Below are 25262 nucleotides of genomic sequence, written 5' to 3'. Positions count from 1 at the left end.
AAGATGCACAAACAAAATTTTAAAATAATTTTATCATTTCTCCTTATTCTAACCAGCAACTTTATTTTCTCTCAAAAGAAGTTTACTATCGTTCTGGATGCGGGACACGGAGGAAGTGATCATGGAGCCAACAGGACCTATTCCGACATTGGAAGAGTCGCAGAAAAAGACATTACACTTGCCATTACGTTAAAAGTAGGTGCCATGTTGGAGAAAAACAGAGATTTCAAAGTAATATATACCCGTAAAATTGACGAATACCCTTCTCTGTCTGACAGAACCAATCTGGCTAACAGGAGCAAAGCAGATCTTTTTGTATCCATTCACTGTAATTCTTCCCAAAGACCTACAGCCTACGGTACCGAAACTTATGTACAAGGACCTAACCAGAATAACGAAAACCTTGAAGTAGCCAAAAGGGAAAATGATGTAATCTTCCTTGATGAAAAAGATAAGCAAACCTTTGGTTCTTATAATCCTGATTCTCCGGAATCCTTAATTGCCCTGAAACTTCAGCAAAGTAAATATCTGGAATCAAGTCTTCTTTTGGGAGGATTGGTAGAAGATAATTTTGTGAATAAAGATAAAAGATCATCAAGAGGTGTATTTCAGAAAAACCTTCACGTTCTCCGTATGAATGCCATGCCATCTGTACTGATAGAAACAGGGTTCATCAATCATCCTGAGGAAAGCCACTACATCGCCTCAGACAAGGGACAGACTGAAATTGCAGAAAGTATCTACAATGCTATTATTGATTATAAAAAGGCGATTGACAGAAAATCCGGCGGTTCTATTGCAACAAGAAAGCCAGAGCCAGAAAAACCTGCAGAGGTTCCTTTGAAAAATGATTTCAGAATTCTATTAATGAGTTCTCCTACGAAATACAATGAAAATGATCCTGCCCTGAAAGGCCTGAACTATATTCTTACGCTTAAAGAAAACGGGCAGTACAAATATTACTATGCTGTAACCAATATGGCTTCGGTAAAAGATATTAATCTTAAAACAGCGAAAGATGCAGGTTTCAGAAATGCATTTGCTGTAGGATTTATGCCGAATCAGAGAATCAGCATGGGATATTATACTATCGAAGTATATGCAGGTGATAAACTGAATGGTAATTCTTATATCCTTCAGAATTTAAAAGATGTGGAACGAAATAAGGACAATGGTGTATTTTACTACACCTACGGAAAAGTATACACATTGGAAGATGCTGTAAAACTTCAAAAGGAACTTGAAGCTAAAGGTATCAAAAATACCGTGATACAAAAGGTCTACAAATAAATCAAAAAAAATAATTTTGAAGTTTAAAAGTTAATTCCTACTTTTGCAACCTCAAAATTCGGCCTATTCGTCTAGTGGTCAGGACTCAAGATTTTCATTCTTGCAACAGGGGTTCGATTCCCCTATAGGCTACCAAAAAATATAAACCTTTAACTACTCAGTTAAAGGTTTTTTTATAGGCAGTTTTATTTTCTCATTTGCAATTAAAATCTTCGCATAAATTTCAGATTGTATGGTTTTATTAAAAAAGACCTGTATTCATTATCATCTCATATTAATTATTTGTCTTTTAAAGCTTCCCTGCAAATTACCTGAATAATTTTTTCGATTCGTAATTATTAATCTTTTGGATGAGATTTTAAAAATATTTATGTATTAGCATTCACAATTTTAATGATTTAAAGCGTAAGCTGTTATTTAGGTATTAGAAACCGAGAATTTTCCAAACAAACCTTAAAATGACGGGCTTACGCCTATGTACCTATAATTGTCATGGACGGGATCTTTCTGGTTTGTTGGCTTCTTCGCGGTACCTCTAATAAGGATTGACCTCTGTTTCGTGCCTTTTGCATTTATATAATCCTTAACAGGTATTTTCTAAATAATGCGACAGGCTTTGTCGCTGGGTCATAATAGCTTTGCTTTATAAAACATAAGATTTAATAATGACAAGCTATGAAAATACGTGACCCCCATCTATACTATAATTACCCCTCTCCGTAAAAACACGGATATAAAATAGGGATTTTCCTATTTTCCAAAAGAAATAAAAAATATAAATTCACAAACTAAAAAACATATTATGATGAGAAAATTTAAATTCTTAATGCTACTGGCATTAACATTCTTTCTGTTTGGATGTAGAACAGAACTTTCTGATAATCTTGACTCCAATATTTCCCAATCTGATTACAGAAAAACAGTTAAACTTAAAGAAGCTTTAGCTTTCAAAAACTATCTTACTGAAACTAAAAGCAAGTCTTCACAAGCTTACAGTAAAAATGTAGATTTCTTTTCTGCCTTATCTGATGAAAGTACAGTAACTGTTATTGTACAGAATAATATCACCTCTTACAGTACCGTAATCAGACATTTAGACAAATCTTCAGATATTTTAGTGTATAGTATTGATAATAAAAATAAAAGCATTGGATTTACTGCAAAATACACTCCTGAAGACAGAACTAAGAACTATCAGATTGATAACTTTACGGGAACTGTAGAATTTACAGCAATGGATGGTAAACCAATGGGGATGAAAGAACTCTCTAACGGAACACCACTTCCTGATAAGGTAACCGCATCAAAGAATTCCATGAATAAAGCAGGTGATTGCTCCTTTAGCATCAGACTTATTGAGGTAGAATGCAATGGTGAACATCACAATCCGAGCCAAATAGCCCAATGTACAGCAAATCAAAAACCTTATTATGTTGTAGAAATTACAGAGGTTTGTCCAAGTGGAGGGCAGCCACCTAAGGGATTTCCAAATATGGGATTTTATGATGGTGGTGGTGACAGTGGTGGTAGCAGTACATCTAATGAAATGTCTATCCAGGACAGCTTTAATTATATGTTGAACGAAGCTGGATTTCCAGAACTATCTGCGGAAGAATATACTTATATCCAAAACAATCAGTATATTGGTGGGCAGTTACTTTCTTATTTCTATAATAATTTAAATCAGAATAATACACAATTGTTACATTGGGGTATTAGCTATTTTAATAGTTTGGGAAATTTAGGAACAAACACAAATACTATATGGAAAGAATTTGAATCAAAGCTAAATTTTGCTCAGCAATTTTTTGCAAATAATCCCAACACTTCTTGGGAACAGTTTGAAAATGGGTTTTTAGGGACTTCTGAAGGAAAAGCTGATGAATATTACGATACAGCATATTGGGACAATCCCACCCTCACCTTTCCCCCTCAGTCATTACCTAGTTGGCAAAACTATTATAATGCATTTCCTAAAGATGTGAATGGAAAAGGACTTTCAGGACCTGCTATATATGAAATTGTCAAGGGCACTCCAAAAGCATTGAGAGATGACGTTTTAAATGATTCAAACCCCAATAATGACCATGATTACGATAATGCATGTGCTTTAAGAGTTTCAATAGCATTAAATTATTCAGGGGTTAAAATTCCTAATATACCCAACCATACATTTAAAGGAGGAGATGGAAAATATTATTTTTTAAGTGCAAAGAAATTGAATGCATGGATGAGAAAAACTTTTGGAACCAATCCAGCAACTTCTACTACTCCATATAATTCAAATCACATTCATATAACAGGAAACCAAGCGGGAGTAAATGGTGTTAATCTGCCAGCTATATTAAAGGATAAAAAAGGAATTTATTCTTTAGTTTCTAGTAATTCTGCATGGGCCTCGGGACATGGTGATATATTACAACCTAATGGTACCTGTATTAATGGATGTCATTTTTTTGATGCCCCAATAGATTACATAGATGTTTGGATATTACAATAAATATTTATAAATTAATGACGAAATATAAATTTATGCCTAAAATAAAATTTATCATACCTATCATTTCCTTTTTATTAATTTATTCATGTTCAATAAATGAAAGACCACAATTCAGATATCGAAGTGATAGAAAACAAAAAAACAATGAAAAGGAATTTTATACCAAAAGATTTAGAGATGCTGTCTTTTATAAATGTTTACAACATGGATATGGGGAGGATACTAATTTTAAAATAGGAAAATTAATGGCAGATAAAGATTTATTTACTCCTTCTGATGAGCCATTTATTATTGAAGATAGAATACAAGATAGCCTAGCAAAGAAAATAATATCTAATCTTCCTCCTGTATATATACTTAATGAAAATGAGAATGAAATAAAGGGTAAAAATTTCATTATTTCTACTTGTTTAAGTTTTTATGAGAGTAAAGAACTCAATAAAATAACTCAAAAATATTATAAAATAAAGTTAAAAGAAGAAAGGAATTAGAATATTAAAGAATGCTTTAATTGTAGCTATTACATCTAAAAATTAGAAACAAGCTCAAACAAGCCTGTTTTTTTTATTGTCTTTGATTGGTTTTTCATTATATACATTATTGAATAATCGATCATTTATACTACCCTTCATCTGTATATTAGTCTAACAAAGCAATTGATAAGATTAGAATAGAAGCGGTTGCTCCATTAGTGAACTTTAATGAAGATACTATGGGATGGGGTGACCTGTTTAACATCTGGCTTTTTGAACTTACTCCAAATCATTATACAAACAACACTATAAATTTTACAGGAGTGTCTAATATTGTAAATGGAAATAATATTTATAATCCAATAACAAATGCTGTTAAAGATTTCCCTAGAGGAAATGGGAATAAAGTACTTAACATTTGTACCGATCTAGCAAATGGTTTACCACAAGGAGGAATCAAATCAGGTTATTTCACATACGATGTAAATGCTTTTTACTCTACTCTCTCTAATGCAAATCTAGGAATTCAAATGTTGGGTTCTTTTCCGATTACTGCATATATTTTATCCAAAACAACTAATAGTGCTGTGGTAAAATTTACAATTAATAATGATTTAGGTTGGGAATCTGGAACAAGATTTATTAAAGGACAACCAGGAAAAGGTAATGAAGGAGTTATTCCTAATAAACCAGTGGGGAGTGGCCTTCACTTTGGCGGTACAATAACAAATGTTTTTACATGGACAGAGACTATAAATTTTTAAAATTCCTATTCATAGGTGTAGCTATTTGTACACTAATGAATTGTTTTGGTAATAAAGAAAAAGAAGAGGAAGAAAACCCTTTAGATTTACCAGATTACAATCCAACGCTAAATGAAGCAATTGGGAAATATTATTTTATCCCAATTAAAGACGATTTTAGAGATGATTATAAATATTTTAATCTGAATAAAGGAGACACATTATTTTTAGAAATCAAGAAAGATTCAACTTATTTATTTAATAAGTTTTATTTCAATCAGGGAGAGCATACTGATAATCTGAATGGAAAATTAACCATTAATAAAGATCAAATTGCTCTTTCTCCTAATTTGGATGTTAATAATGCTACTATCTATTTATTAGGATTCAAAAAATCGAAAAAGACAGGACTGTACTATTATTATGGTATCAATAGTCCAACAGATCGAACGGAATTTGAATATTACATTATGTATAAAAAAATGGAATAGCATCATAAATCAACAAATCAAAAATCCGCACAATTAAAGAAGCCGTCTCACAATTCGTGAAAACGGCTTTTTTTATGAATTTATCCTGTAGTACTATACGAGAAAGGTATTCAACCACATTGTTTGCGATTATTATTTTCTATATTTTATAAAACATCTTACAGACATGGAGACTTAAAAAGTATTTTAATAAAAGAAACATTAAATAACAGCTACATTTAAATATATGGAAAAACTCCCTATATCTTTTGAAGAAAATCAGTCTACTAAATTAAAAAAACTAAAACAACATTATTTGTCGGAAAATTTCACATTAAGATCATTTATACCTCTTTGCGGCTCTAAAAACATTTCCTTTACATTCTGTCCTGAAATTCATCAGCATCAATTTCTTTAGTATTAATAATACACGCAAACTCCTAAACCTTAACAATATCAGTTAAAAAAAATATCATAGGTTCAGGGATTTTTTATTCCAAAATTCAACGGAATCTCCACGAATTTTAAAAGGACTCTTGTACATGCTTTGTACAGGGTGAATTTCATAATCTTTCTTCATCTCTTTCAAAGATTCTTTAGGGCAATAGTTTCATTTTTTTTCAATATCCACAAAAGCAAACTTTGATGGCCCCATATTACATTTCTCATTTCAAAAACCATTTTGAGCAAATAAAACTCAATCTCAAAATCACGAAAAAGGGTAATTGAAATGATTCTGATTATAACTGAAATTTGTACTCATGCATAATCTAAGTATTGTACAAACTGAACACCGTTGTAAAAAACTGAGCATCAAATTAAAGTATAGGAGTAGAGAACTGACATTCTTATATACAGTCGTAAAAACTAATTAAAAACATATGAAACTATCCAATCTAAAATTCATAGCAGAGACTGAAAAAAGATTTTCAAAATTGAGTCTTCCTCATGCTAAAGCAGCAATTGAATCACCAACATGGTTAAGTGAGAAAGTTATTATTAACGAAAGATTAGATCACCTTGTTTCAAATCGCTTTGAACCTTTCAATCTTGCAAGGGAAAGAATCTGGAATAAAAATGATTTAATGAGTATAAATTATTTACAATTGGGTTTTTTAGCCTCAAATCCTGTATGCAGAATTCACGTAAAGAATATAAGTGGTGGTAACGTAGGTTTTGGAACTGGTTTTTTAATCTCTCCCAATCTCTTGCTCACAAACAATCATGTATTTGCAAATGAGGATGACGCCCAAAATAGTCTGGCTGAATTCAATTTTCAATACGACCAGTTTGGCGAGCCTACAGTAAGCCATATATTTACTTTTAATGCGGGTAAATTCTTTTATACAAATGAAAGATTAGACTTTACAATTGTCTATGTAAACCCCGATTCTAAAAGCAAGATTAAACCGCTCTATCATTTTGGATTTTTAAAGCTTACTGAAGACCCGAATAAAGCACTCGTTTCAGAATACGTGTCAATTATACAACATCCTTCAGGACAATATAAACAGATTGCTATTAGGGAAAACCAGTTAATTGCTAAAACAGAGGACTTTATAACCTATTCTACAGACACTGCACAGGGCTCTTCCGGCTCACCTGTTTATAATGATCAGTGGCAGGTTGTTGCACTGCATAGTAGCGGAGTCCCCCGAAAGGATGAACAAGGTAATTATTTATGTAAGGACGGAACCGTATTTCAAGAAAACATGGATGAGAATCTTATAGACTGGATTGCCAATGAAGGCGTCAGAATTAGTTCCATTCTGCAAAATGTTAAAAGCAACATAAACAGTATACGGGCAAAATTTCCCAATAATTTGGTTGAGGAAATATTCAATAATTCAAATTCAATTTCCGATGTACAAATCTTAACAGAACAAACTCTCCATCAACCTCCATCTGACAATAAAAAATTAAACGAAATGAGCAACAAAATTACATTTAACGTACCTGTTGAAATCACAATAGGTATAGGCCTTACAGACAACTCGGTTTTACAAAATACAACAGACAGCATTTCCACTAACCGAGATACTAAGGAGCAATCTTTCTTCATAGAAAAAGCAAAAAACCCAAATTACAAGGGCAGAAACGGATATGACGCAAACTTTGTAAGCTCAGATAATTTCAAAATTGAAATTGAGGACTTATTAAAATCTCAAAGTAAAAATTTAGCGCCATTATTAAACCCTACAGAGACCAACAAAAGCTTTCTGCATTATTTTAATTTTTCGATAGCCATCCATAAAAGCCGAAAGCTGTGTATTATGACAGCAGTCAATATTGATGGGAATAGGCTTGATCCTATAAAAAGAGAAAATACAAAATGGATAATTGATCCAAGAATGGACGAGAAATATCAAACAGGTCCAGCCGTGTATGCAGATAATGATCTGGATCGCGGACATATGGTTAGGAGATTGGATCCTGTTTGGGGGCCAAATGCAGCTGCTGCAAATGATGATACCTTTCATTTTTCAAATTCTACTCCGCAACATAAAGACCTGAACCAAAAGACCTGGTTAAGTCTTGAAAACTATATATTGGATAGTGCGGGACGGGAAGATATTAAAGTTTCTGTTTTTACAGGTCCTGTATTTAGTGAAGATGACATTCCATACAGAGGTGTTTTGCTGCCATTACAATTTTGGAAAGTGGCCGTGATGATAAAAGCAGATGGAACACCTTCGGTAAGCGGCTATATGTTAAAACAACCAGACAACATTGAAGATTTTAGGAATAAAGAAGGAATCAGAGAAGATGGTTTTGGGCAATTTAAGACTTATCAGGTTCCATTACAAAAAATTGCAGATCTTACAGGTATTGCTTTTAATGATTACAATGAATTCGATCCTTTAAACAGATTTGATCTGCGCGAGACTCTACAACTTATTGAAATTACAGGGAAAGATGATATAAAATTATAAACTCCCTGGATTACTTAAAAAGTTACTTTTAATCTGAAAATATAGAACATCAAACTTTTCTTGAGAACAATAAAGAAGGGCAATTAATTGTCCTTCTTTATTATTTAAAATAAATTACAGACTATTGATTTTCAATACCAATCCCTCGTTCAGAAATATTTTTAATCATTAATAGCGATGAAAAACTTTTCAAATTTTGAGATTTTATATCCATGAAGGAACACAAAATTTTAGAACACTGACAGCCTGATAATTCCTGCCATTATACTGAAAAGATAGGAACTTTTATTTGAAAAAAGCATTCCACGTATGTTATATGTCACAAAAGCATTATATTTGCAAAAATTTTACCATACTTGGTCACACAAATATGGAAACACCGATGAAAAATATTATTGATAAATCATTGTTTGTAGTTTTCTACAGACTATCAAATTTTATATCATGCCGGATTTAAAAATACAAGAAGCGAAATTGCTTTTTAAGAAAATCCACTCTAACCCAAAAAGTTATGATTTACAAATCAATGAAGGCGGGATTACAGGCAGAGATGATAAAATCAGTTTCAGACTTTACAGGACTGGAGAAAGGGTTGCTTTTGAAGTAACAATTGACGAACTTACTTTCACCAATACCACTGGAGAATGGAATAATGCACTGATCATGCTGGGAAATACGATCAAAAAAATAGAGAAAGAACAAGAAAATTTAAAAATAGAACAAGCAATAAATAAACTGAGAAAGTACCTATCAGAAGAAAATTAAAATTTTTAAAAATAAATTTGGTAGTTTAAAAAAAAGTTTATAGTTTTGCACTCACATTTAAACGATATGGCAAATCATAAATCAGCACTAAAGAGAATCAGACAAAACGAAACTAGAAGACTTCGTAACAGATATTACCACAAGACTGCTAGAACAGCTTTAAAAGCCTTAAGAAATGAAGAGAACAAAGCTGCTGCTACAGAACAATTGCCAAAAGTTATCGCTTTATTGGATAAATTAGCTAAGAAAAATATTATCCACAAGAACAAAGCGGCTAACTTGAAAAGCAAATTAACAAAGCACGTTAATAAATTAGCGTAACAATATAGCTGGCCCGTTCGTCTATCGGTTAGGACCTCAGATTTTCATTCTGGTAAGAGGGGTTCGATTCCCCTACGGGCTACTTACATCTTATAAGACCACTGTAACAACGGTGGTTTTATAAAGATCGCCGTAGAAAAAGCTATATTTAAATAAATCTAACCGGCCCGTTCGTCTATCGGTTAGGACCTCAGATTTTCATTCTGGTAAGAGGGGTTCGATTCCCCTACGGGCTACAATAAGAGTTGACACTTATAAAAACAAAAACTAACACATTACTTCGGTAATGGAAGATAGAGGGCCCGTTCGTCTATCGGTTAGGACCTCAGATTTTCATTCTGGTAAGAGGGGTTCGATTCCCCTACGGGCTACAAAAGGACTTTTTCGAAAGTCCTTTTTTCGTTTCTATATATAATAATATTTCAATAATTTCTTCCTAAAAGCATCAACAGGTTTAAGCTTTCTATAGTTATTATACCTACTCTATCGAGAGAAAACGGGATTTTTTCAGTCAACATATCTCACCGACAAAACTTCTTATGTTATTTTCATCACAGCCTGTGAAGTCATATTAAATTTCATTAAAAATATCACCAATAATGGAAATATTATTTCATACTTCTACCATTAATCCTTAAATTTGAATAAAACTATTCATTCTAAAATATATAACATGAAATTCAATTTATTTTCGGGAAGCCCAACTTCTTTAAAAGCCGGATTGATGGCTTTATTTTTATTTTCTGCCAGCACCATGTCAATGGCACAAAACAGAATTTATGCTCATGCACAAAGCTCTGGAGTATTCGGAGTAGCCTGCCTTGGATGTCGCATAGATAATCCGCTTAATGCTGTAGGAGACAATGAAGACGACTATTCAACAATGGTATTGGGCACAGTGCTATTGGGAGGAATCCAGCAAACGCTGATTTTCCCAGACCTGAGATCAGATACTAAGCTGGTAGTAGGAATCGGAACAGACAATATCCCATTATCTGTACAGTTATTAAGCGGAGTAACGCTTGAAACCATGAATGGCGGTACATCTAATGACGACCGAAGAACAATTGATGTAAGCCTTCTTAAACTAGGTGCAACTCCTAACAGAGGTACGGTAGAATTTAAACCTACAAAACCTTATGATGGGATAAGAATCGGATTAACAGGTGGCGTTCTCAGCCTCGGTGGTGGTTTCAGAATTTATTATGCTTACCAGGATCCCTTGATGAATATTATGGCTCACAGTCAAAACGGCCAGATTACTCTTGGCGGAAATGTTCCTGTAGAAGGTTCAGAAGTTATTTTATTCAATACTTCAGGAAAAGAAGTATTCCGTTCTACATTGAGATCAAATACATTTGAGTCAAAACAACCGGAGGGTGTTTATATCATGAATGTAAAAACCAAAGAAGGGAAAACGTATTCCAGAAAAATTTTAATTAAATAATTCAGTAAGCGATACGATAAATGCGGTAGACTTTTAAAGCTACCGTATTTTTTTTCATTCATTATCAGATCAATACAACCGTATAGTTATTAAATAAAAATAAATTCATAATTACAAATATCAATAAATCATTAACAAATCACATAATTATGAAATAAAATAAGCAACATAATCATTTTATTTATAAATTTACAAAAAAGCTAAAACCCAAAATTTTTTCTATATATGAAAACTTATTTATTATTTGGCCAACGCACGATGAAAGCTGCAATCCTGGCATCATTCCTATTTTTAACGAGCGCAATGTCTACTGCACAAATTGTAAAAACTTATGCAAGCAGCCAAACCAATCAGGTTCTTGGAGTATGCCTGGGTTGTGGTGTATTGAATCCTCAAAATGCTGTAGGAAGCAACGAGAATGACTATTCTACTTTGCAGGTTTCAGTAGGTCTTCTTGCAAGAACGGAACAGACATTGATCTTCCCTACTACCAATATCGCGAACAATACCAACAAACTTGTTATTGCTATTGGTTCCAACGGAACTCCTCTATCTGCTCAGGTATTGGGTGGCGCATCTATTGAAACGTTTAATGGAGATGTTTCCAATAACGATTACACAAGTCTTGCTACAAAACTGATCAACCTTGGAGCAGGTGATCCAAGCAAAGGTGAAATTGAGATGACCATGAACATTCCTTTTGACCGTATTAAAATCAATGTAAATTCAGGGTTATTGAATATTGGCGGAGAGCTTAGAGTATATTATGCTTACCAATACAAAGATCCTTTCATCAATTTCATGGCTCACAGCAAGGATGGACAGTTTACTCTTGATAAAAATGTTTCTGCTGAAGGTTCAGAGGTTACTCTTACCAATACTTCAGGAAAAGAAGTATTCCGTTCTAAACTGACATCAAATTCTTTTGAAACCAAACAACCACAAGGAGTATATATTATGAAACTTCAGACAAAAGAAGGAAAAACATACTCTAAAAAAGTGATTATCAAATAAAAAAGATACATAACAAACCGAACCCGGCAAGCTTTTCAAGCTTACCGGTTTTTTTATATCCAATCTAGAATCATATCCGGTTCATAATGATGTTGAATGATAAATAAAAACCCCTGATCAAAACTAATCAGGGGTTTTATTAACAAGATTACGAACTAAAATACTATTAGTTTTTGATTACTTTTTGCTGATATACAGCTTTATCTGTCACGGCTTTCAAAATATAAATACCTTTTGGAAGTGAGCTTACATTGATCTGTCCGTTATTCAGTTGTGCATTCACTACTCTGCCTGAAGCATCATACATAGAAATATTCTGGATTTTCTCCTGAGTTTTAAGAGTAAGAATATCGGTAACCGGATTCGGATAAATACCAAATTCAAGTTTCTTCACCTCAGCGGTTGCCAAAGTGGAAGCAGTAGTGTTTACTGTAAGTGTTTTTTCTACAAGTTTACCGTTTGAGTTAAAACTGATCACAATATCAGACGTCCCTGAAACAAGTGGTGTAAGAACCAATTCATCATTCTCATTAATCACAGCAGAAACGGTTGTAGGATTACTGTTTGATTTGATTGACTTTACTACTGACACAGCCAAATTATCAGCATCAGAAACGATTGATTTCAGATCAATTGCAGTTGTATTTCCTGCTGTAACCTGTGAAGGTAAAACGTTACTTACAACAGGAGCTGAATTATTGGTAAATACTGTCAATGAAGGGAACCAATAATAGTCATTCAATGTTTTTGTATTAATAAGTGCACCGGTCATATCATAGGTATGAATCCAGTTTTTCTGGTAGTGTGCACCGTATCCGCTTTCTGTGGTATTCAGAACCAATTCTCCGGTAATAGGGTTTACACGAAGTGCAGCTCCATAAGGAATTTGTTTAAACTGACCTGTTTGTCCAGGAATTGCAGCAAAGTTTTCGTTGAATGTTTTCGTTGTTACATCAAATCTTACAATCTGTGTTCCTGAGCTCCAGCTGCTGATTGAATTAATCCAATATAAAGCATTCTCTTTATTACTTGCTGAAAATTTACCGGCATTCCATGCGCCCCAGTCTCCAATATATTTCGTTGTAGGAATATTGTAAACTTGTGTTGCAAAAGTTGTAGGATTAATGTTGATCAGTTTTTGATCCTGAATTCCCCAAACACTTCCGTCTTTAGCCTGAGCCACAGAATAGAAACCTCCGGTAATAGTACTCACTACCGTATCAGTATTAGGATTAATAACTAAAATTCCTACCCCCTGCTTCACCGCAAAAACATATTGTGAAGTACGGATCATGTTTCCGATCTGCCCGTTTCCACCTGTTCCGGTAATTAAAGAACCTACCTGTAAATTATCAATATTGAAAGTAACAATTCCAGTAGAAGTCCCGATGTATCCTTTATGTTCGTTTACTCCCACAAATGATCTACCATCACCACCTCCTATATTATTAAATCCTGCAATTTTCTGCATGGTCTGCGCATTGGCTACAACCAACCTTCCCCCAGGTGTATATTGAGTATCTCCTCCATCAGCAGCTTGTTTTGACACGAAATAGAATTTATCACCATAGATTGTTCCGTATTGCGTAGTGGCACCGAAAGCCTGATTATTATTTGCATTGCTGTACACACGGTAGTTGATCTGTCCGTTATTGTCAATGAAGTTCACAGAACCATTGGTATGGCCAAACCATTCTTCGTTCACCATGAAATATCCATTGGTAAAGTTATTGGAAGCGACATACGGAGAAACCGGAGTGATGGTAGAAGAAACCGGAGTTTGATTAAATCCTACGTTAAAATTCCAGACATCCCAAGAACCATTTTCCAATACACGTGAAGAAGCTCCAACACTAGAATACCCGAAATCAGCATCTGCAGGGTTCTTTACCCAATATGACCAGTACCCGTTAACCGTCCATCCGGACTGCCAGTGATCGTTAGCCGCATCTACAATCGTGTAGCTGTCAAAATCATAAGCTGTAGTATTCACAAAGCCATTCACCGGATATAGTGGATAAGTGGCATTTCCGCTTTTGATCAGTGCATTGGTTCCTTGACCGTTCAGATCAAAACCAATCCCTCCAACTGCTGAACCGAACTGTGTTCCCTGATACAACAAAGTGTATAATCTGTGGTCTGCCTTAGCAATAGCTTTCAGCATATCTTCTCCGGTAGCATTTCCGTTCCATTTGAATCCCCAAACCATGGCATCAGGATTCTTACTGTCGTTCCACTGTACTACAAAAGCAGCCTGATTGGTTCCTGATCCTACCCAATACTGAATATCAGAAAAACTGATGGTAGTGGTATTAAGCTTGCTGATCCCTGAAATATCATTTCTGGGTACACCTTGAACTTTTATCTGTGCAGTTGATAAGCATGCAAACAGAAAAAGCATCATAAAAAGATAAAACTTTTTCATTTTTTATTAATTTAAATAGATTGTATTATTATTTGAAATGTAAATCGTAAGCTCCCGCCACTTCTGTAGAAACTTCTCCCAGCCAACCGGCTTCCTGATTCACTCCTGTATATATTTTCATAAAGTCTACTCCCGGAAGTTTCACATATTTTCCACTTCTGTCTACCGCCCAGGAAATATCGATATTGGAGGCATCATCATTATTCGGGGCATTATCTGCATATCCGAACTCGTATGATTTTCCTACCCAATAAGAACCGTCACCACTCTGATCGAAGAAGTTATTAGCCAGCCTGGTTCCTGAAAAACTGTAAGAAGGATCTGTAAACCATAAAGGATAATAGCTCTGGACGTGGAAAGTATTCTTTGTTTTGAATCCCTGATTTCCCAGATTGTCATTCCACTTGATATATTCTACATCTGTCTGCCAGAATTCAGTTCCGGGTACAGGTGCTTTATTTTCGTTAGGTTTATGATAGGTTATGCTGTAGTCTTTAACTGTAGCATTTTTGAAATATTCGCTGCCTGCAATTTCGTACCATTCATCATTATCTGGTTTTCCATTTTTATTTCTGTCGTAAGCCACCATAATAATTCCCGGTTCACAGGATCCTGAGCGTGGCTCATTTGCATCATTTCCAAAGAATGCATTTCCCAGTACTTTAAAATCTCTTCCATTCAGATTCGGAATTGTATGATCAAAACCGAAAACAACATAACCGCCATATCCTCCGAGACTGATCATGGTAGAATTACCTCCTACTAAGGATTCGTTTGCTTTCTGAAGCATATTTGCAACGGTATTTCCAGGTAAATATTCCGGAATTTCGTTCATGAACTGCCCTACAGCAGGACGGAACTCCAATACTTTGGAAATGTATTTACTATAAGGTGTTTTTTCTTTGGTAACAATTATTTTAGAATGAAAAACCTGCTCGTTTCCTTTATTACTAATCTTTAATGTCAAAGGATAAGCTTCTGCAGTAGGACTGATGAATTCAAGTTCTGAATTTTGAGAGATAATAGAATCATTAATACTCCATGTAACCGATCCTGAGGCATTGGTAGGAATACTCAAAACCTTTAAACGTTCAATGGTATAGGAATCATCAAGTCCATTAAATGTAAATTCATTTTCATCATCATGTTTACAGGCGATCACTCCTACAAGGAAGCAGGATAGAAATCCGATTTTCAAATAAGTAAAGCTATTTCTGTTCATTTCTTAAAGTTTGGTTATTTGTATAAAAAAGCGAAGTGGGCAGGGATATTTCCGCCTTCTGTTTTCCATTTAAAATGTCCGTTTTTATCAAAGCAATACACAAATCCCATGGATACATAATTTCTGGCATCTGTCATGTAGATATCTTCTGTGATGGGGTTTACGGTAATTCCGTAAGGTGTTTTAATGGCATCTTCATATTCTTTGTCAAAAATTCTGTTGGCGATGATCTGTTCTGTTTTTACATCAATAATTCCAAATGTTTTTTTATAACTGTGGGTATTGTAATTGAATTCGTTCCCATAGAAATACAGTTTATCATTAACGATCGTCATTTCACTCACGGAGAGATTGAAATTTTTCTTAACAGTTCCCGTGGCTGCATCTAATAAATAAAGACTGGAAGGAACATTATAATAATCTCCTCTTGAGGTTACATAGAGATCTCCGTAATTATCTTTTTTAATATGGTGAAGATTGATGGCAACATTTATTTTTTTGAGTTCTGTAAAAGTATTTAAGTCAATTACAGAAACAGTATTGTCATAATCGGGAGCCTTATATCCTCCGGAATTGGCTACAAATAATGCATTCCCTACAATTTCCATTTCTTCCGGCTGATATCCTACCACCACTTCACGCTGAATGGAAAGAGAAGCTGTGTCAATCTCCACTACTTTTCCTTTTGGGGCTTTGGGATTAATGGCTACAGGTCCGGCATAGCTGCTCGCATAAGCTTTCCCTCCTTTGAAGGCCAGATATCTGCAGTTTTGCAATGGAATAGAAGTAATACGTTTAGCTGTTTTAGCATCCAGCACTTCAATTTTGTTGGAAACATTGACAACGATATAAAGTTTGCTTCCGTACACTTTGATATCATTTCCTACATCTCCCAGCTCTTTTACCACATTCGGATTGATTTCAGCATAGATATTCCGGTAATAGGTTCCTTTGGTGTAATCAAAAAAATCAAGGGTACATTTATTACTTCCCATGTTTCCTTCATTGAGCATATAGAAGCCTTTTATTGCCGTATTTTCTGAAGGAAGCCCTTCTACCACTTCCTGACGGACAATAATTTCATCTGTACGGCATGAAGTAAGAAAAGCTAAGACAAGAAATAAAAAATAAAAGTTTAGTTTTCTCATAAGGTGAAGTTTAGAATAAGTTTAAAATTTCTTCCGGGCATCGGATAATTGATGACAACATCATAGTATTGATTGAAAATATTATTCATCTCAAGGCTTACTTTAAATTGATGATTCGCCCAGTTGAATTTTTTCTGAACAGACAGATCGTGAGTATACCAGGGCTGTACATAATTGTATTGAATATTGTCCTGATTCACATCATATCTTTCTCCTACATACATCGCACTGTAATTGAAACTCCAGTCTTTATAATCTGCCATCAAACTGAATGATCCGCTATGCCATGGGGTATAAGGAATCTGATTACGATAAAAGGTGTCTTCCGGATCACTTATATCTCTTGCGCTTTGATACGTGTAAGAGAGCAATGGTCTTAGCTTTACCTTTCCTAATTGCATTTCAGTCTGAATATTTACATCCGCTCCAATGATTTCAACCATTCCAAGATTCATCATCAGCCAACGGAACATACTTCCGTTAGGGGCCGCTACAATTTTATCCTGTACTTTGTTGTAGTAACCATCTACTTTAGCATAAAAGGTTTTAAAGAAATGGTTGGTATAATTCTTCTGATAAGTAAATCCTACGTCATACTGATTGGTAAATTCCGGCTTCAGGTAGGTATTTCCGATATTGGTATAATATAAATCATTGAAAGTAGGAAGTCTGAAAATCCTTTTATAGAAAGCTCTGAGGGTAAGCTCCGGAATTTTTTCCGGCTGATAGCTCATAAACACCGCAGGCGTCCATTCTCTGGCATCTCCCGGTCTTTTGTTTTTTCTTACTTCTTCAAAAGTAAAAGTTCCTAAAAGGCTTCCCAGAATTTTGAATCTGTTCCACTGATAGGTTGTAGCCAATGCTACCAATGTAGTATAACGTGTAGGATATGAGAAGTTATCCAGATTGGCATCCAGATTATTGTACTGAAAGTCACCACTCAGGCTGACATCCCAATTGGGAGTGATTGAGTAAATATTGGAAGAAGAAAGATAAAGTTCCCTTTGGATGTAGGTATTATCGGTATAAATAATAGACTGTGAACGAACCGTATCCATAAAATGGGTATAATCGTAAGCAAATTTTGCTTTCAGCTGAGTTTCCAATTTTGGGAACAGTTTTTTTCTCAGATTGGCCTGTACAAAATAATTCTCATCGGAAAGCCTCGCTCCTCTTCCTCCGAAACGGCCGTTCACAATAGGTGCCGGCATTCCGCGGTTTGAAATATAACCGTAACCACGGATATTCCAGCTTCCGTTATTTAAAGTTCCGTTGAGAGAAGTTTCAAAACGTTTTGCCCGAATATCTGAATCATGTCTCTTTGCAATGGTATCATACGCCTGTTGCCCATCGGGATATTTCTTGGCATAACGAAATCTGTAAATTCCGTCACTCTGCATAAATTCTCCGCTGAAGCTGGCAGAAACCCTGTCTGAAATCTTCTGTTCCAATCGGAATGAAGGATTAAAGAGATCAATGGAAGCACTTTTTGCTCTTATCACGAGATTGGTTTTTCTATTTCCTTTAAATACAGGTGTTTTAGGCTGTAAATAAATAGACCCCGAAGAACCAAAGTCTTTCGCAGGTTGAAAAATTTCACTTTTCTGTCCGTTATACAATGATATTTCTTCCAGATCATCCAAGGAATATCGTCCCAGATCCACTAGTCCGTTTTGGGCATTTCCTAATTGAATTCCATCATAGAAAACGCCTACATGCTGACTTCCCAGGCTTCGGATATTAATAGTTTTCAAACCACCCAATCCTCCGTAATCTTTAATCTGAACTCCTGAAAAATACCGCAGTGCATCTGCAACAGAATGGCTGTTCAGTCTTTCCAGCTGCTCGCCTTGTAAAATTTGTGCCGGAAGGATTTCTTTAAAATTCTTTTTGTAAAGATTGATTCCTTTAATGGTCTCTTCCTGAAGACTGTCCTTTTTCTTGGTTTGAGAAGATAAAAATTGAGATGTGATCACCAATATTGTGAAAACAGCTTTATGAATTGCAGAAGTAGTTTGTTTTGCCGCCATTAGCTCATTTAGGATAATGAAGACGCTAATGGATATAAGAATACAACGACAAAGCACAGCTGTTACTGCACAGAATCATTGATGTCCTAAGCTTTATTCCACGAAAGCGTCAAACGATTATTTTCTGGCAGGTCTTCTGACTTACTCCATTTTTGAAATCCTTCCCATTAAAAAACAGTGGATATATTCTTCAAAAACTTTGGTACGGAGCTTACAGCAGCGGGTCTGTTCCGGATTTTCACCGGATTCCCTTTTAAGAGCTTTTTAGGGCTCACCAAATTTCGGCAAAGATAAATAATTATTCCTAATCCCCAATTAAAATCATGATTCATAAACAATTAAAGCTCCCGAAGGAGCTTTAACGTCATTTTATTGAGGGTGTCACTTTAAATTCCAATATTCAGGAAAATACTGAATCTTGATTTGGCTTCAATATCTCCTCCTGCCAGATGAGTATACATGGGAAGCATTATTTCACTTCCTAAACTTAGCCTTTTGTAAGAAGCTTCAAAACCCAATTTCCCATACAAAGCACTTCCTGCAGTATTAGGCAAGGCTTCATTAAACTGTTTATTCTGAGCATAAACCTCTCCCTGAACTCCCGTTTTTACAGAAAAAATAGATTTTTCATTCCCCGCAACCTGATAAAAACCTGTTGCAGCATAATTCCATTGGTTACCAAAACGATAATTTTTCTTATTCTCAGTTTTAATCGTGTAATCCGTATTGACCAATACCGCTACTTTATTTTTCTGAAATTTATAATTCAAAGCTGCCTGATAATCCCAGCTTCCCGTTCCCAGCTGAAAACTTGGATTGACTCCAGATGCTCCTTTTTCATCAAACTTTCCCAGTGGAATTTTCATACCCAAACCTCCACTCAGATGATGGAAATTATCTTTAGAACTCATCAGTTGGTAAATTCCCATCAGGTTCAGATCTCCAATCCCATTGATTTTAATATCTCCCTGCATGGTTTTCTTCTCATGGAAATGGAATGGCAAACTTGCGTAAACACTCAGCTTTTTAGTCAGTGGAATTTTTCCCCAAAGCTGCAACGTATTGAAATACTGATCCTGTGTTAGATCTTTTACAAATAAGTTTTCTTTGGCTTTATAATGCTGGGCAAAGTATTTGATTCCGATAAACTGTGGATTCAGTAAAGATTCAAAGCCGGAAGATCCGTTTCCTGCCGCACAACCACAGGCATCACAATCATCATCAAAATCGAATCTGCTAAAGGTTTCCGGAGCACTATAAGCACTGTCTCTGATGGTTTTTGCCTGATACTGACTAAACAGGATCAAACTTACTATCGCTATAATCTTCTTCATGTTTTCTATAATTTATTCTGCAAATTTTGGATTGGATATAAAACTTTTATCTGATAATGTTTTCAGGAATGCAATAATCGACTGTTTTTCCTGACTGTTCATAGCAATACCTATATGCCCATTCTGTTTCAGCTGCGAATCCAGATTGGGGTTATCTTCTACCTGACCTGAATAGAAGTTAAGTACCGCCTCTAAGGTGTAAAATCTTCCGTCATGCATATAAGGTGCTGTATATTCTACATTTCTCAGACTCGGAACACGGAATTTCATCCAGTCTACCTGATTAAGAGTAACTCTGTAACGTCCTGCATCTTTGAACTCGGTGTTATAATACATTCCTGTATTGCGGAAGCTTTCATCGGTAAATAATTCTCCACTATGACAGGAAGCACATTTCTGTCCGAATAAAGCCATTCCTTGAGATTCTGTTGAAGTCAATTGTTCCTTTCCCTGTCTGAATCTGTCATACTTTGAATCTGCAGAAATTAAAGAAGCCATAAACTGCGACAATGCTTTCAGAATTCTTTCTCCTGTAATGGTTTCGTCTCCATAAGCTTCCCTGAAAAGTTTTTTATATTTCTGGTCATCTTTTATTTTTGAAATAGCTTCTGGTATAGAGCTATCCATTTCATTGATATCTGTAATGGGGCTGATGGGCTGTTCATTAAGATTATGAATGACACCGTCCCACATATATCTTTTCAAAAAGGTCATATTCTGAATGGGTGGAGCATTTCTGATTCCAATTCTGTCGTCTACCCCATGGCTCACCGTATGACCATGATGGGTAAAAGCGTTTTCCTGAATATGGCAGAAGCCGCATGAAATGGTATTATTCCTTGAAAGTCTGCCTTCATAGAATAATTTCCGTCCCAGTTCCACTCCGTTTTTGGTCACCGGATTGATGGATTTATCAAAAGTCATTTCCGGAAAATAAGAAGGAAATTGCAGATTATATGCTTCATCTTTTTCCAGCGGCTGTATCACCTCATCTGAACAGGAAACACAGCTCAATACCAATACGAACAGAACCAATACTGTTCTGACAAAAAAATTAATCATTGTGAACGTGGTCTACTTTAAACATTTTCGTAAGATTGTTGGTAACATCTACCAGATGTTGGTTTGAACCCATCAGCATGTCATTGGCCGTTGTAAGGGTAAGTGCCTTATCTCCGCTCAAAAATTGGTTCAGGTCTGCCAGAATATGAACAGAAGGACGAATTTTCCCTGTCACTCTGGCTGTTGTTGGAAGATTCAAAGTAATTTCACGATAAAGATCAGGGGTGTTATTTTCTGTAGTATTTCCCATATTTCCTGTATGGTTCATGAATTCCTTTGATGGAGAATCTGTTCCATATTTTCCTTCCAGCTTTACAAAGACATAGCCGGCAGCCCATGACCACGACATTCCTTTCTGCTTGGCTTTTGTCCAGAATTCAGCTTGCCCGTCTTGCCCTAGCAAGTACGCTTTCTGACTGATTCCCAATCCGAATTTTATTTTCTTATAATTATTTTTAGGAATACCATCCAGATTAAGGTATATAATTCCGGCTACAGCATCTGCCTGATCTACGATAAAAGCACCTTTATCAGGATTATTTTCGTTGTATTTAAATTCGTTTCCGTTTTCGTCTATCAGTGAGATGTTACTGATGACGTATTTCAAAGCAGAAAAATTATGTTTTTGTCCGTTGGAAGATGTCTGAACGGTCTGATTCAAAACGATATCTCCTACATTATTAAATCCGTTTTCAAATTTGATCTGAAGGTTTCCGGGTGTAGTATCCTGTGGATTTTCATCATCCCTGCTGCTTTCGCAGGCTACAAAAGAGAATAAAGTAAAAGCAATAAAGAATAGTGATAAAAATTTATAAATTTTCATTGTTGATTTTTTTAAGTTGAATTATAATTTTTGAATGCAAAAACATTCTTTTTTTACCACAAAAGGCACCAAAGTTCTTACACTTAAGTTATATCAAGTGGTAAGTTTTATGCACAATAAGAACACTTAAGCTTTTGTGACTTTTGTGGTTGAATAGTGATAGTTTAGCTTAAAAAACCGGTGGTTTGAAAATGTAGGTAAGAAACAGAAAAGAATAAGCTGTTTCGTAGGTAAAATTGAAATTGAAAAACGGTCGTTTTCCAGTAGTATTGATCTCTGTGGTTTCAGGCAGAATATAGGTATCTAGGACTTTCTGTCCTGAGTTTTTGAGTTTCTGAAAAGGTGAAGATTCCGAATCATTGGCTTTTGCCAGTTCTTTACTCAGGTAACATTTTCCGTTACAGTGAACCTCTGGCCTGGATTTATTAATACAAAGAACTTTAACGATATAATCATAATTTACAGCATACTCTACCACGGGTACTAAAGGTCTTAGCACCATATAGAAGGTAAAAAGTATGCTGTAAAATAATTTCATCAGATTATTTCTTGCTTAAAGCTTCGTCATATCTTCTGCTGATTTCTTTCCAGTTGGTAACATTCCAGATCGCGGTAAGATAGTCTGCTCTTTTATTCTGATATTTCAAATAATATGCATGTTCCCAGACATCAATTCCGAAGATAGGAGTTCCCTTCTCTTCCACCACATCCATTAAAGGATTGTCCTGGTTAGGAGTAGAAGAAACAAATAGTTTTCCGCTTTTATCCACAGAAAGCCATGCCCATCCTGATCCGAAACGGTCTGCTCCTGCTTTAGCCATTTTTTCTTTAAAAGCATCCATACTTCCGAAAGTTTCAGTGATGGCTTTTACCAATTTTGCAGAAGGCTGTGTATTTTTCTGAGGCGTAAGAACCGTCCAGAACAGTTCGTGATTGTAATGTCCTCCTGCATTATTTCTTACTGCAGCGGGCAGTTTTGAAACATTGGAAAGAATCTGAAACAACGTTTCTTTTTCCTGTGGAGTTCCTGTAATTGCTTTATTCAGGTTAGCGACATACGCTGCCGCATGTTTTGAATAATGAATTTCCATCGTTTGGGCATCAATATTCCCTTCCAAAGCATTATAAGCGTATGGTAAAGGAGTCTGCTTAAACTGAGCCAGTGTAAACTGGGCCGCGAAAACTGCAGTTACAGCAGCTATTTTCAAAATCTTCATAATGTTTTTGTTTATGGTTGAACAATGTTTTCTTTTTAGACTGGAAGATGGGAGCTGGAGGCTGGAAGTAATGAATGTCATAACATAACTTCTTCAACTTCTATTTGCTTTTACAGTTATCTCAAAAACTGCCAGATCTTCATTGTCTGGAATCACTTCCAGCTTCAAACTTCCAGCTTCAAACATCCAGCTTCCCTCTTCCTTATTTCAATAATTTCTTAATATCCTCAATCAGAATTTCTCTGTCCGGATGATATTTTCCGGTCAGCATAGGTGTTTTACCTTCCGGATCTTCATAATTCAATCCTGAATAATACAGAATAGGCATATTTTCTTTATTGTATCTGCATCTGATATTTCCGTCCTGATCTACCAGGGCGATCATTCCGCTGTGGTTCAGGCTTTCTCCTTCATCTTCTTTGTCCCCCACATAGATATTAAATTTATCAGCGAGATCACCAATATAGGTACGATCTCCGGTCAGGAAATGCCAGTTTGGAGACTTTGCTCCTATCCTTTGAGCATGTTCTTTCAATGCTGCAGGAGTATCATTTTCCGGATCAATGCTGATGGAGATAATACCGAAATTCGGATCATCGATCTGATTCTGAATAGCCTTCATATTGGTATTCATCACCGGACATATTGTAGGACATTTACTGAAGAAAAATTCTACGAGATAGACTTTTCCCAACATATCTTTATTGGTGATTTTGTTACTGTTCTGATCTGTCAGTTCAAAATCCGGAACTTTCATTACGGTATAAAGGCTCTTTTTAAAATACCCCATTCCGACACCGATTCCTACGAAAAGTAATGCAAAAACCACAATGGGTATGATTACTTTACTTTTATTATTGGTCTTGTTATTTTTGGGCATATTTCTCAGGGCTTTTTTTGAATTCATGTTTACAGGATACACTGCAAAAACCATATGTTTTGTTTTTATATACGGCTGTATCATTAATAGATCCTGCGGTTTTCATGTGGCAAATCGGGTCTACTTCATTTACGACCTGTACATTTTCTATTTTCTTTCCGGAAGAATCCATGTGGCTTGCATGCTTTACCTGAGGCGTTTCCTTGGCACACGACAATAATGATATTGACAGCATTGCCGTCAAAATAAGAGGAGATTTCATTTTAATGTTAAGTTGAAATTAATAATGATAAATTAACTTAGAACACAAAGCACAGCGTTATAAATTGTGGGAAATTAAACCCCAAATTTAATGATGCAAGGTGTAGTAATGACTTTTAATTGAAAGTTTCAGTACCTCCAATTCATAAACTAAAAATATAGTTTAAAATAAAATTAAGCTAATGGAGGATGGAAAATCCTGGAAAAATATTCTGAAGAATGAGAATTAAAGTAACTTGAATCAGGAATCTCAGTAAGCAATTCCGAGTTGAGGAGTGAAGAGAAGGAAAGGATATCATGAGAGATAAAGGCATCTAATCCTGCAATCTTTATGGTTTGAGAGCTATTGGACTGTTTTTCTGTTTTTGCCAGTTCTTTTTCCACATAGCATTTTCCCTTACATGTTGATTGTGGTACATTTCTGTTCTCACAAAGGTTTTTCACAATATAATCATAGTTCACCGCATAGTTTACCAATGGCAAAACGGGACGTAATGCAATGGTAAAAATGACGAATATGGAAATAAATAACCTCAACGATTTTTTCTCTGTCACAAATATACTACTTCAAAACTGTTTTATGTATAATTTATGATGAATGTCATTGATGGTTGTTTACTGTTACCCACAAAAATTACAAAACTGTGCCTGTCACCTGTATAATTTTATCCCGAACTTTGATTTAAATTTGAGATCTAAACAAAAAAATTTAGTTCTTTATACAATTTAATCTTGTTGATAAAAGCTCCGCTGATGTTTTTGGCAGAGCTTTTTTATGTATTGGGAATCAAAAGATGCCAAAAATGTTTCCGAATACTTAATGTTTTTGAATAAGATTTTCAATCAAGAAGTAAACTTGCTGAAAATCTTTGATTTTCTTGCGTCCTTAAAAACAACACAATTT

Annotated in this window: 22 protein-coding genes, 4 tRNA genes and 1 riboswitch; of the genes, 14 read left to right on the top strand and 12 right to left on the bottom strand. The window is 35.2% G+C overall.

The window, feature by feature from the left end:
- Positions 1–3 precede the first annotated feature (3 nt).
- From REB14_RS14725 to REB14_RS14660, 14 genes are all read left to right on the top strand, one after another.
- The gene (locus REB14_RS14725) at positions 4–1290 is read left to right on the top strand and encodes an N-acetylmuramoyl-L-alanine amidase family protein (RefSeq protein ID WP_309522528.1); all 1287 of its coding nucleotides are present in this window, start codon (positions 4–6) and stop codon (positions 1288–1290) included.
- A gap of 60 nt (positions 1291–1350) precedes the next feature.
- Positions 1351–1425 (top strand) — tRNA-Glu (locus REB14_RS14720).
- 667 nt (positions 1426–2092) lie between these two features.
- Entirely contained in the window at positions 2093–3790 is a 1698-nt protein-coding gene (locus tag REB14_RS14715; RefSeq protein WP_309522527.1) for a T6SS effector amidase Tae4 family protein, read from the top strand.
- 32 nt (positions 3791–3822) lie between these two features.
- Positions 3823–4281, top strand: coding sequence for a hypothetical protein (locus tag REB14_RS14710; RefSeq protein WP_309522526.1), 459 nt, complete (start codon positions 3823–3825; stop codon positions 4279–4281).
- A gap of 200 nt (positions 4282–4481) precedes the next feature.
- Complete coding sequence (locus tag REB14_RS14705) at positions 4482–5027, top strand: hypothetical protein (RefSeq protein ID WP_309522525.1); 546 nt, start codon at positions 4482–4484, stop codon at positions 5025–5027.
- Complete coding sequence (locus REB14_RS14700; protein WP_216443425.1) at positions 5003–5497, top strand: hypothetical protein; 495 nt, start codon at positions 5003–5005, stop codon at positions 5495–5497. Before REB14_RS14705 ends, REB14_RS14700 begins: the two co-directional genes overlap by 25 nt.
- A gap of 860 nt (positions 5498–6357) precedes the next feature.
- Positions 6358–8409 (top strand): DNA/RNA non-specific endonuclease, encoded by a 2052-nt coding sequence (locus REB14_RS14695; protein WP_309522524.1) that lies wholly within the window; start codon positions 6358–6360, stop codon positions 8407–8409.
- A gap of 444 nt (positions 8410–8853) precedes the next feature.
- Positions 8854–9174 (top strand): hypothetical protein, encoded by a 321-nt coding sequence (locus REB14_RS14690; RefSeq protein WP_034694584.1) that lies wholly within the window; start codon positions 8854–8856, stop codon positions 9172–9174.
- 66 nt (positions 9175–9240) lie between these two features.
- On the top strand, positions 9241–9495 hold the full coding sequence (rpsT, locus tag REB14_RS14685) for a 30S ribosomal protein S20 (protein ID WP_002983073.1): 255 nt from the start codon (positions 9241–9243) through the stop codon (positions 9493–9495).
- Between the two features lie 10 nt (positions 9496–9505).
- Positions 9506–9577, top strand: a tRNA-Glu gene (locus REB14_RS14680).
- 82 nt (positions 9578–9659) lie between these two features.
- Positions 9660–9731, top strand: a tRNA-Glu gene (locus REB14_RS14675).
- A gap of 63 nt (positions 9732–9794) precedes the next feature.
- Positions 9795–9866: transfer RNA gene (locus REB14_RS14670), tRNA-Glu, on the top strand.
- A gap of 302 nt (positions 9867–10168) precedes the next feature.
- Positions 10169–10942, top strand: a complete 774-nt coding sequence (locus tag REB14_RS14665; RefSeq protein ID WP_079240206.1) for a T9SS type A sorting domain-containing protein — start codon at positions 10169–10171, stop codon at positions 10940–10942.
- A 225-nt stretch (positions 10943–11167) separates the two neighbouring features.
- Positions 11168–11956, top strand: coding sequence for a T9SS type A sorting domain-containing protein (locus REB14_RS14660; RefSeq protein WP_079240205.1), 789 nt, complete (start codon positions 11168–11170; stop codon positions 11954–11956).
- A 166-nt stretch (positions 11957–12122) separates the two neighbouring features.
- Here REB14_RS14660 and REB14_RS14655 read toward each other — a convergent pair whose 3' ends face one another.
- The 12 genes from REB14_RS14655 to REB14_RS14600 all read right to left on the bottom strand — a co-directional run bounded on the left by REB14_RS14655 (position 12123) and on the right by REB14_RS14600 (position 24913).
- On the bottom strand, positions 12123–14381 hold the full coding sequence (locus tag REB14_RS14655; protein ID WP_309522523.1) for a DUF5074 domain-containing protein: 2259 nt from the start codon (positions 14379–14381) through the stop codon (positions 12123–12125).
- Between the two features lie 28 nt (positions 14382–14409).
- The gene (locus REB14_RS14650; RefSeq protein ID WP_079240203.1) at positions 14410–15603 is read right to left on the bottom strand and encodes a cell surface protein; all 1194 of its coding nucleotides are present in this window, start codon (positions 15601–15603) and stop codon (positions 14410–14412) included.
- Positions 15604–15617: 14 nt separating this feature from the next.
- The gene (locus tag REB14_RS14645) at positions 15618–16751 is read right to left on the bottom strand and encodes a YncE family protein (protein ID WP_309522522.1); all 1134 of its coding nucleotides are present in this window, start codon (positions 16749–16751) and stop codon (positions 15618–15620) included.
- Positions 16748–18781, bottom strand: coding sequence for a TonB-dependent receptor plug domain-containing protein (locus tag REB14_RS14640; RefSeq protein ID WP_309522521.1), 2034 nt, complete (start codon positions 18779–18781; stop codon positions 16748–16750). Before REB14_RS14640 ends, REB14_RS14645 begins: the two co-directional genes overlap by 4 nt.
- A 109-nt stretch (positions 18782–18890) precedes the next feature.
- A riboswitch (cobalamin riboswitch) is annotated at positions 18891–19075 on the bottom strand.
- A 92-nt stretch (positions 19076–19167) separates the two neighbouring features.
- Positions 19168–20115 (bottom strand): transporter, encoded by a 948-nt coding sequence (locus REB14_RS14635; protein ID WP_079240200.1) that lies wholly within the window; start codon positions 20113–20115, stop codon positions 19168–19170.
- 12 nt (positions 20116–20127) lie between these two features.
- Positions 20128–21177 (bottom strand): cytochrome-c peroxidase, encoded by a 1050-nt coding sequence (locus REB14_RS14630; RefSeq protein ID WP_079240199.1) that lies wholly within the window; start codon positions 21175–21177, stop codon positions 20128–20130.
- A complete protein-coding gene (locus tag REB14_RS14625) occupies positions 21170–22000 on the bottom strand; it encodes an MbnP family protein (protein ID WP_079240198.1) in 831 nt (276 codons plus the stop codon). Before REB14_RS14625 ends, REB14_RS14630 begins: the two co-directional genes overlap by 8 nt.
- A gap of 169 nt (positions 22001–22169) precedes the next feature.
- Positions 22170–22538: a hypothetical protein gene (locus REB14_RS14620; protein WP_238594345.1), complete on the bottom strand. Its 369-nt coding sequence runs from the start codon at positions 22536–22538 to the stop codon at positions 22170–22172.
- Positions 22539–22542: 4 nt separating this feature from the next.
- Positions 22543–23217 (bottom strand): superoxide dismutase, encoded by a 675-nt coding sequence (locus REB14_RS14615; protein WP_079240196.1) that lies wholly within the window; start codon positions 23215–23217, stop codon positions 22543–22545.
- Positions 23218–23419: 202 nt separating this feature from the next.
- Positions 23420–24097 (bottom strand): SCO family protein, encoded by a 678-nt coding sequence (locus REB14_RS14610; RefSeq protein ID WP_079243829.1) that lies wholly within the window; start codon positions 24095–24097, stop codon positions 23420–23422.
- Entirely contained in the window at positions 24084–24359 is a 276-nt protein-coding gene (locus REB14_RS14605) for a YHS domain-containing protein (RefSeq protein ID WP_079240195.1), read from the bottom strand. The genes REB14_RS14610 and REB14_RS14605 overlap by 14 nt, the downstream gene beginning before the upstream one ends.
- A gap of 173 nt (positions 24360–24532) precedes the next feature.
- On the bottom strand, positions 24533–24913 hold the full coding sequence (locus REB14_RS14600) for a hypothetical protein (RefSeq protein ID WP_309522520.1): 381 nt from the start codon (positions 24911–24913) through the stop codon (positions 24533–24535).
- Between the last annotated feature and the right edge of the window lie 349 nt (positions 24914–25262).

Source organism: Chryseobacterium metallicongregator (genome assembly GCF_031324065.1).
Taxonomy (GTDB): Bacteria; Bacteroidota; Bacteroidia; order Flavobacteriales; family Weeksellaceae; genus Chryseobacterium; species Chryseobacterium metallicongregator.
This window is presented reverse-complemented; position numbering and strand designations above follow the sequence as displayed.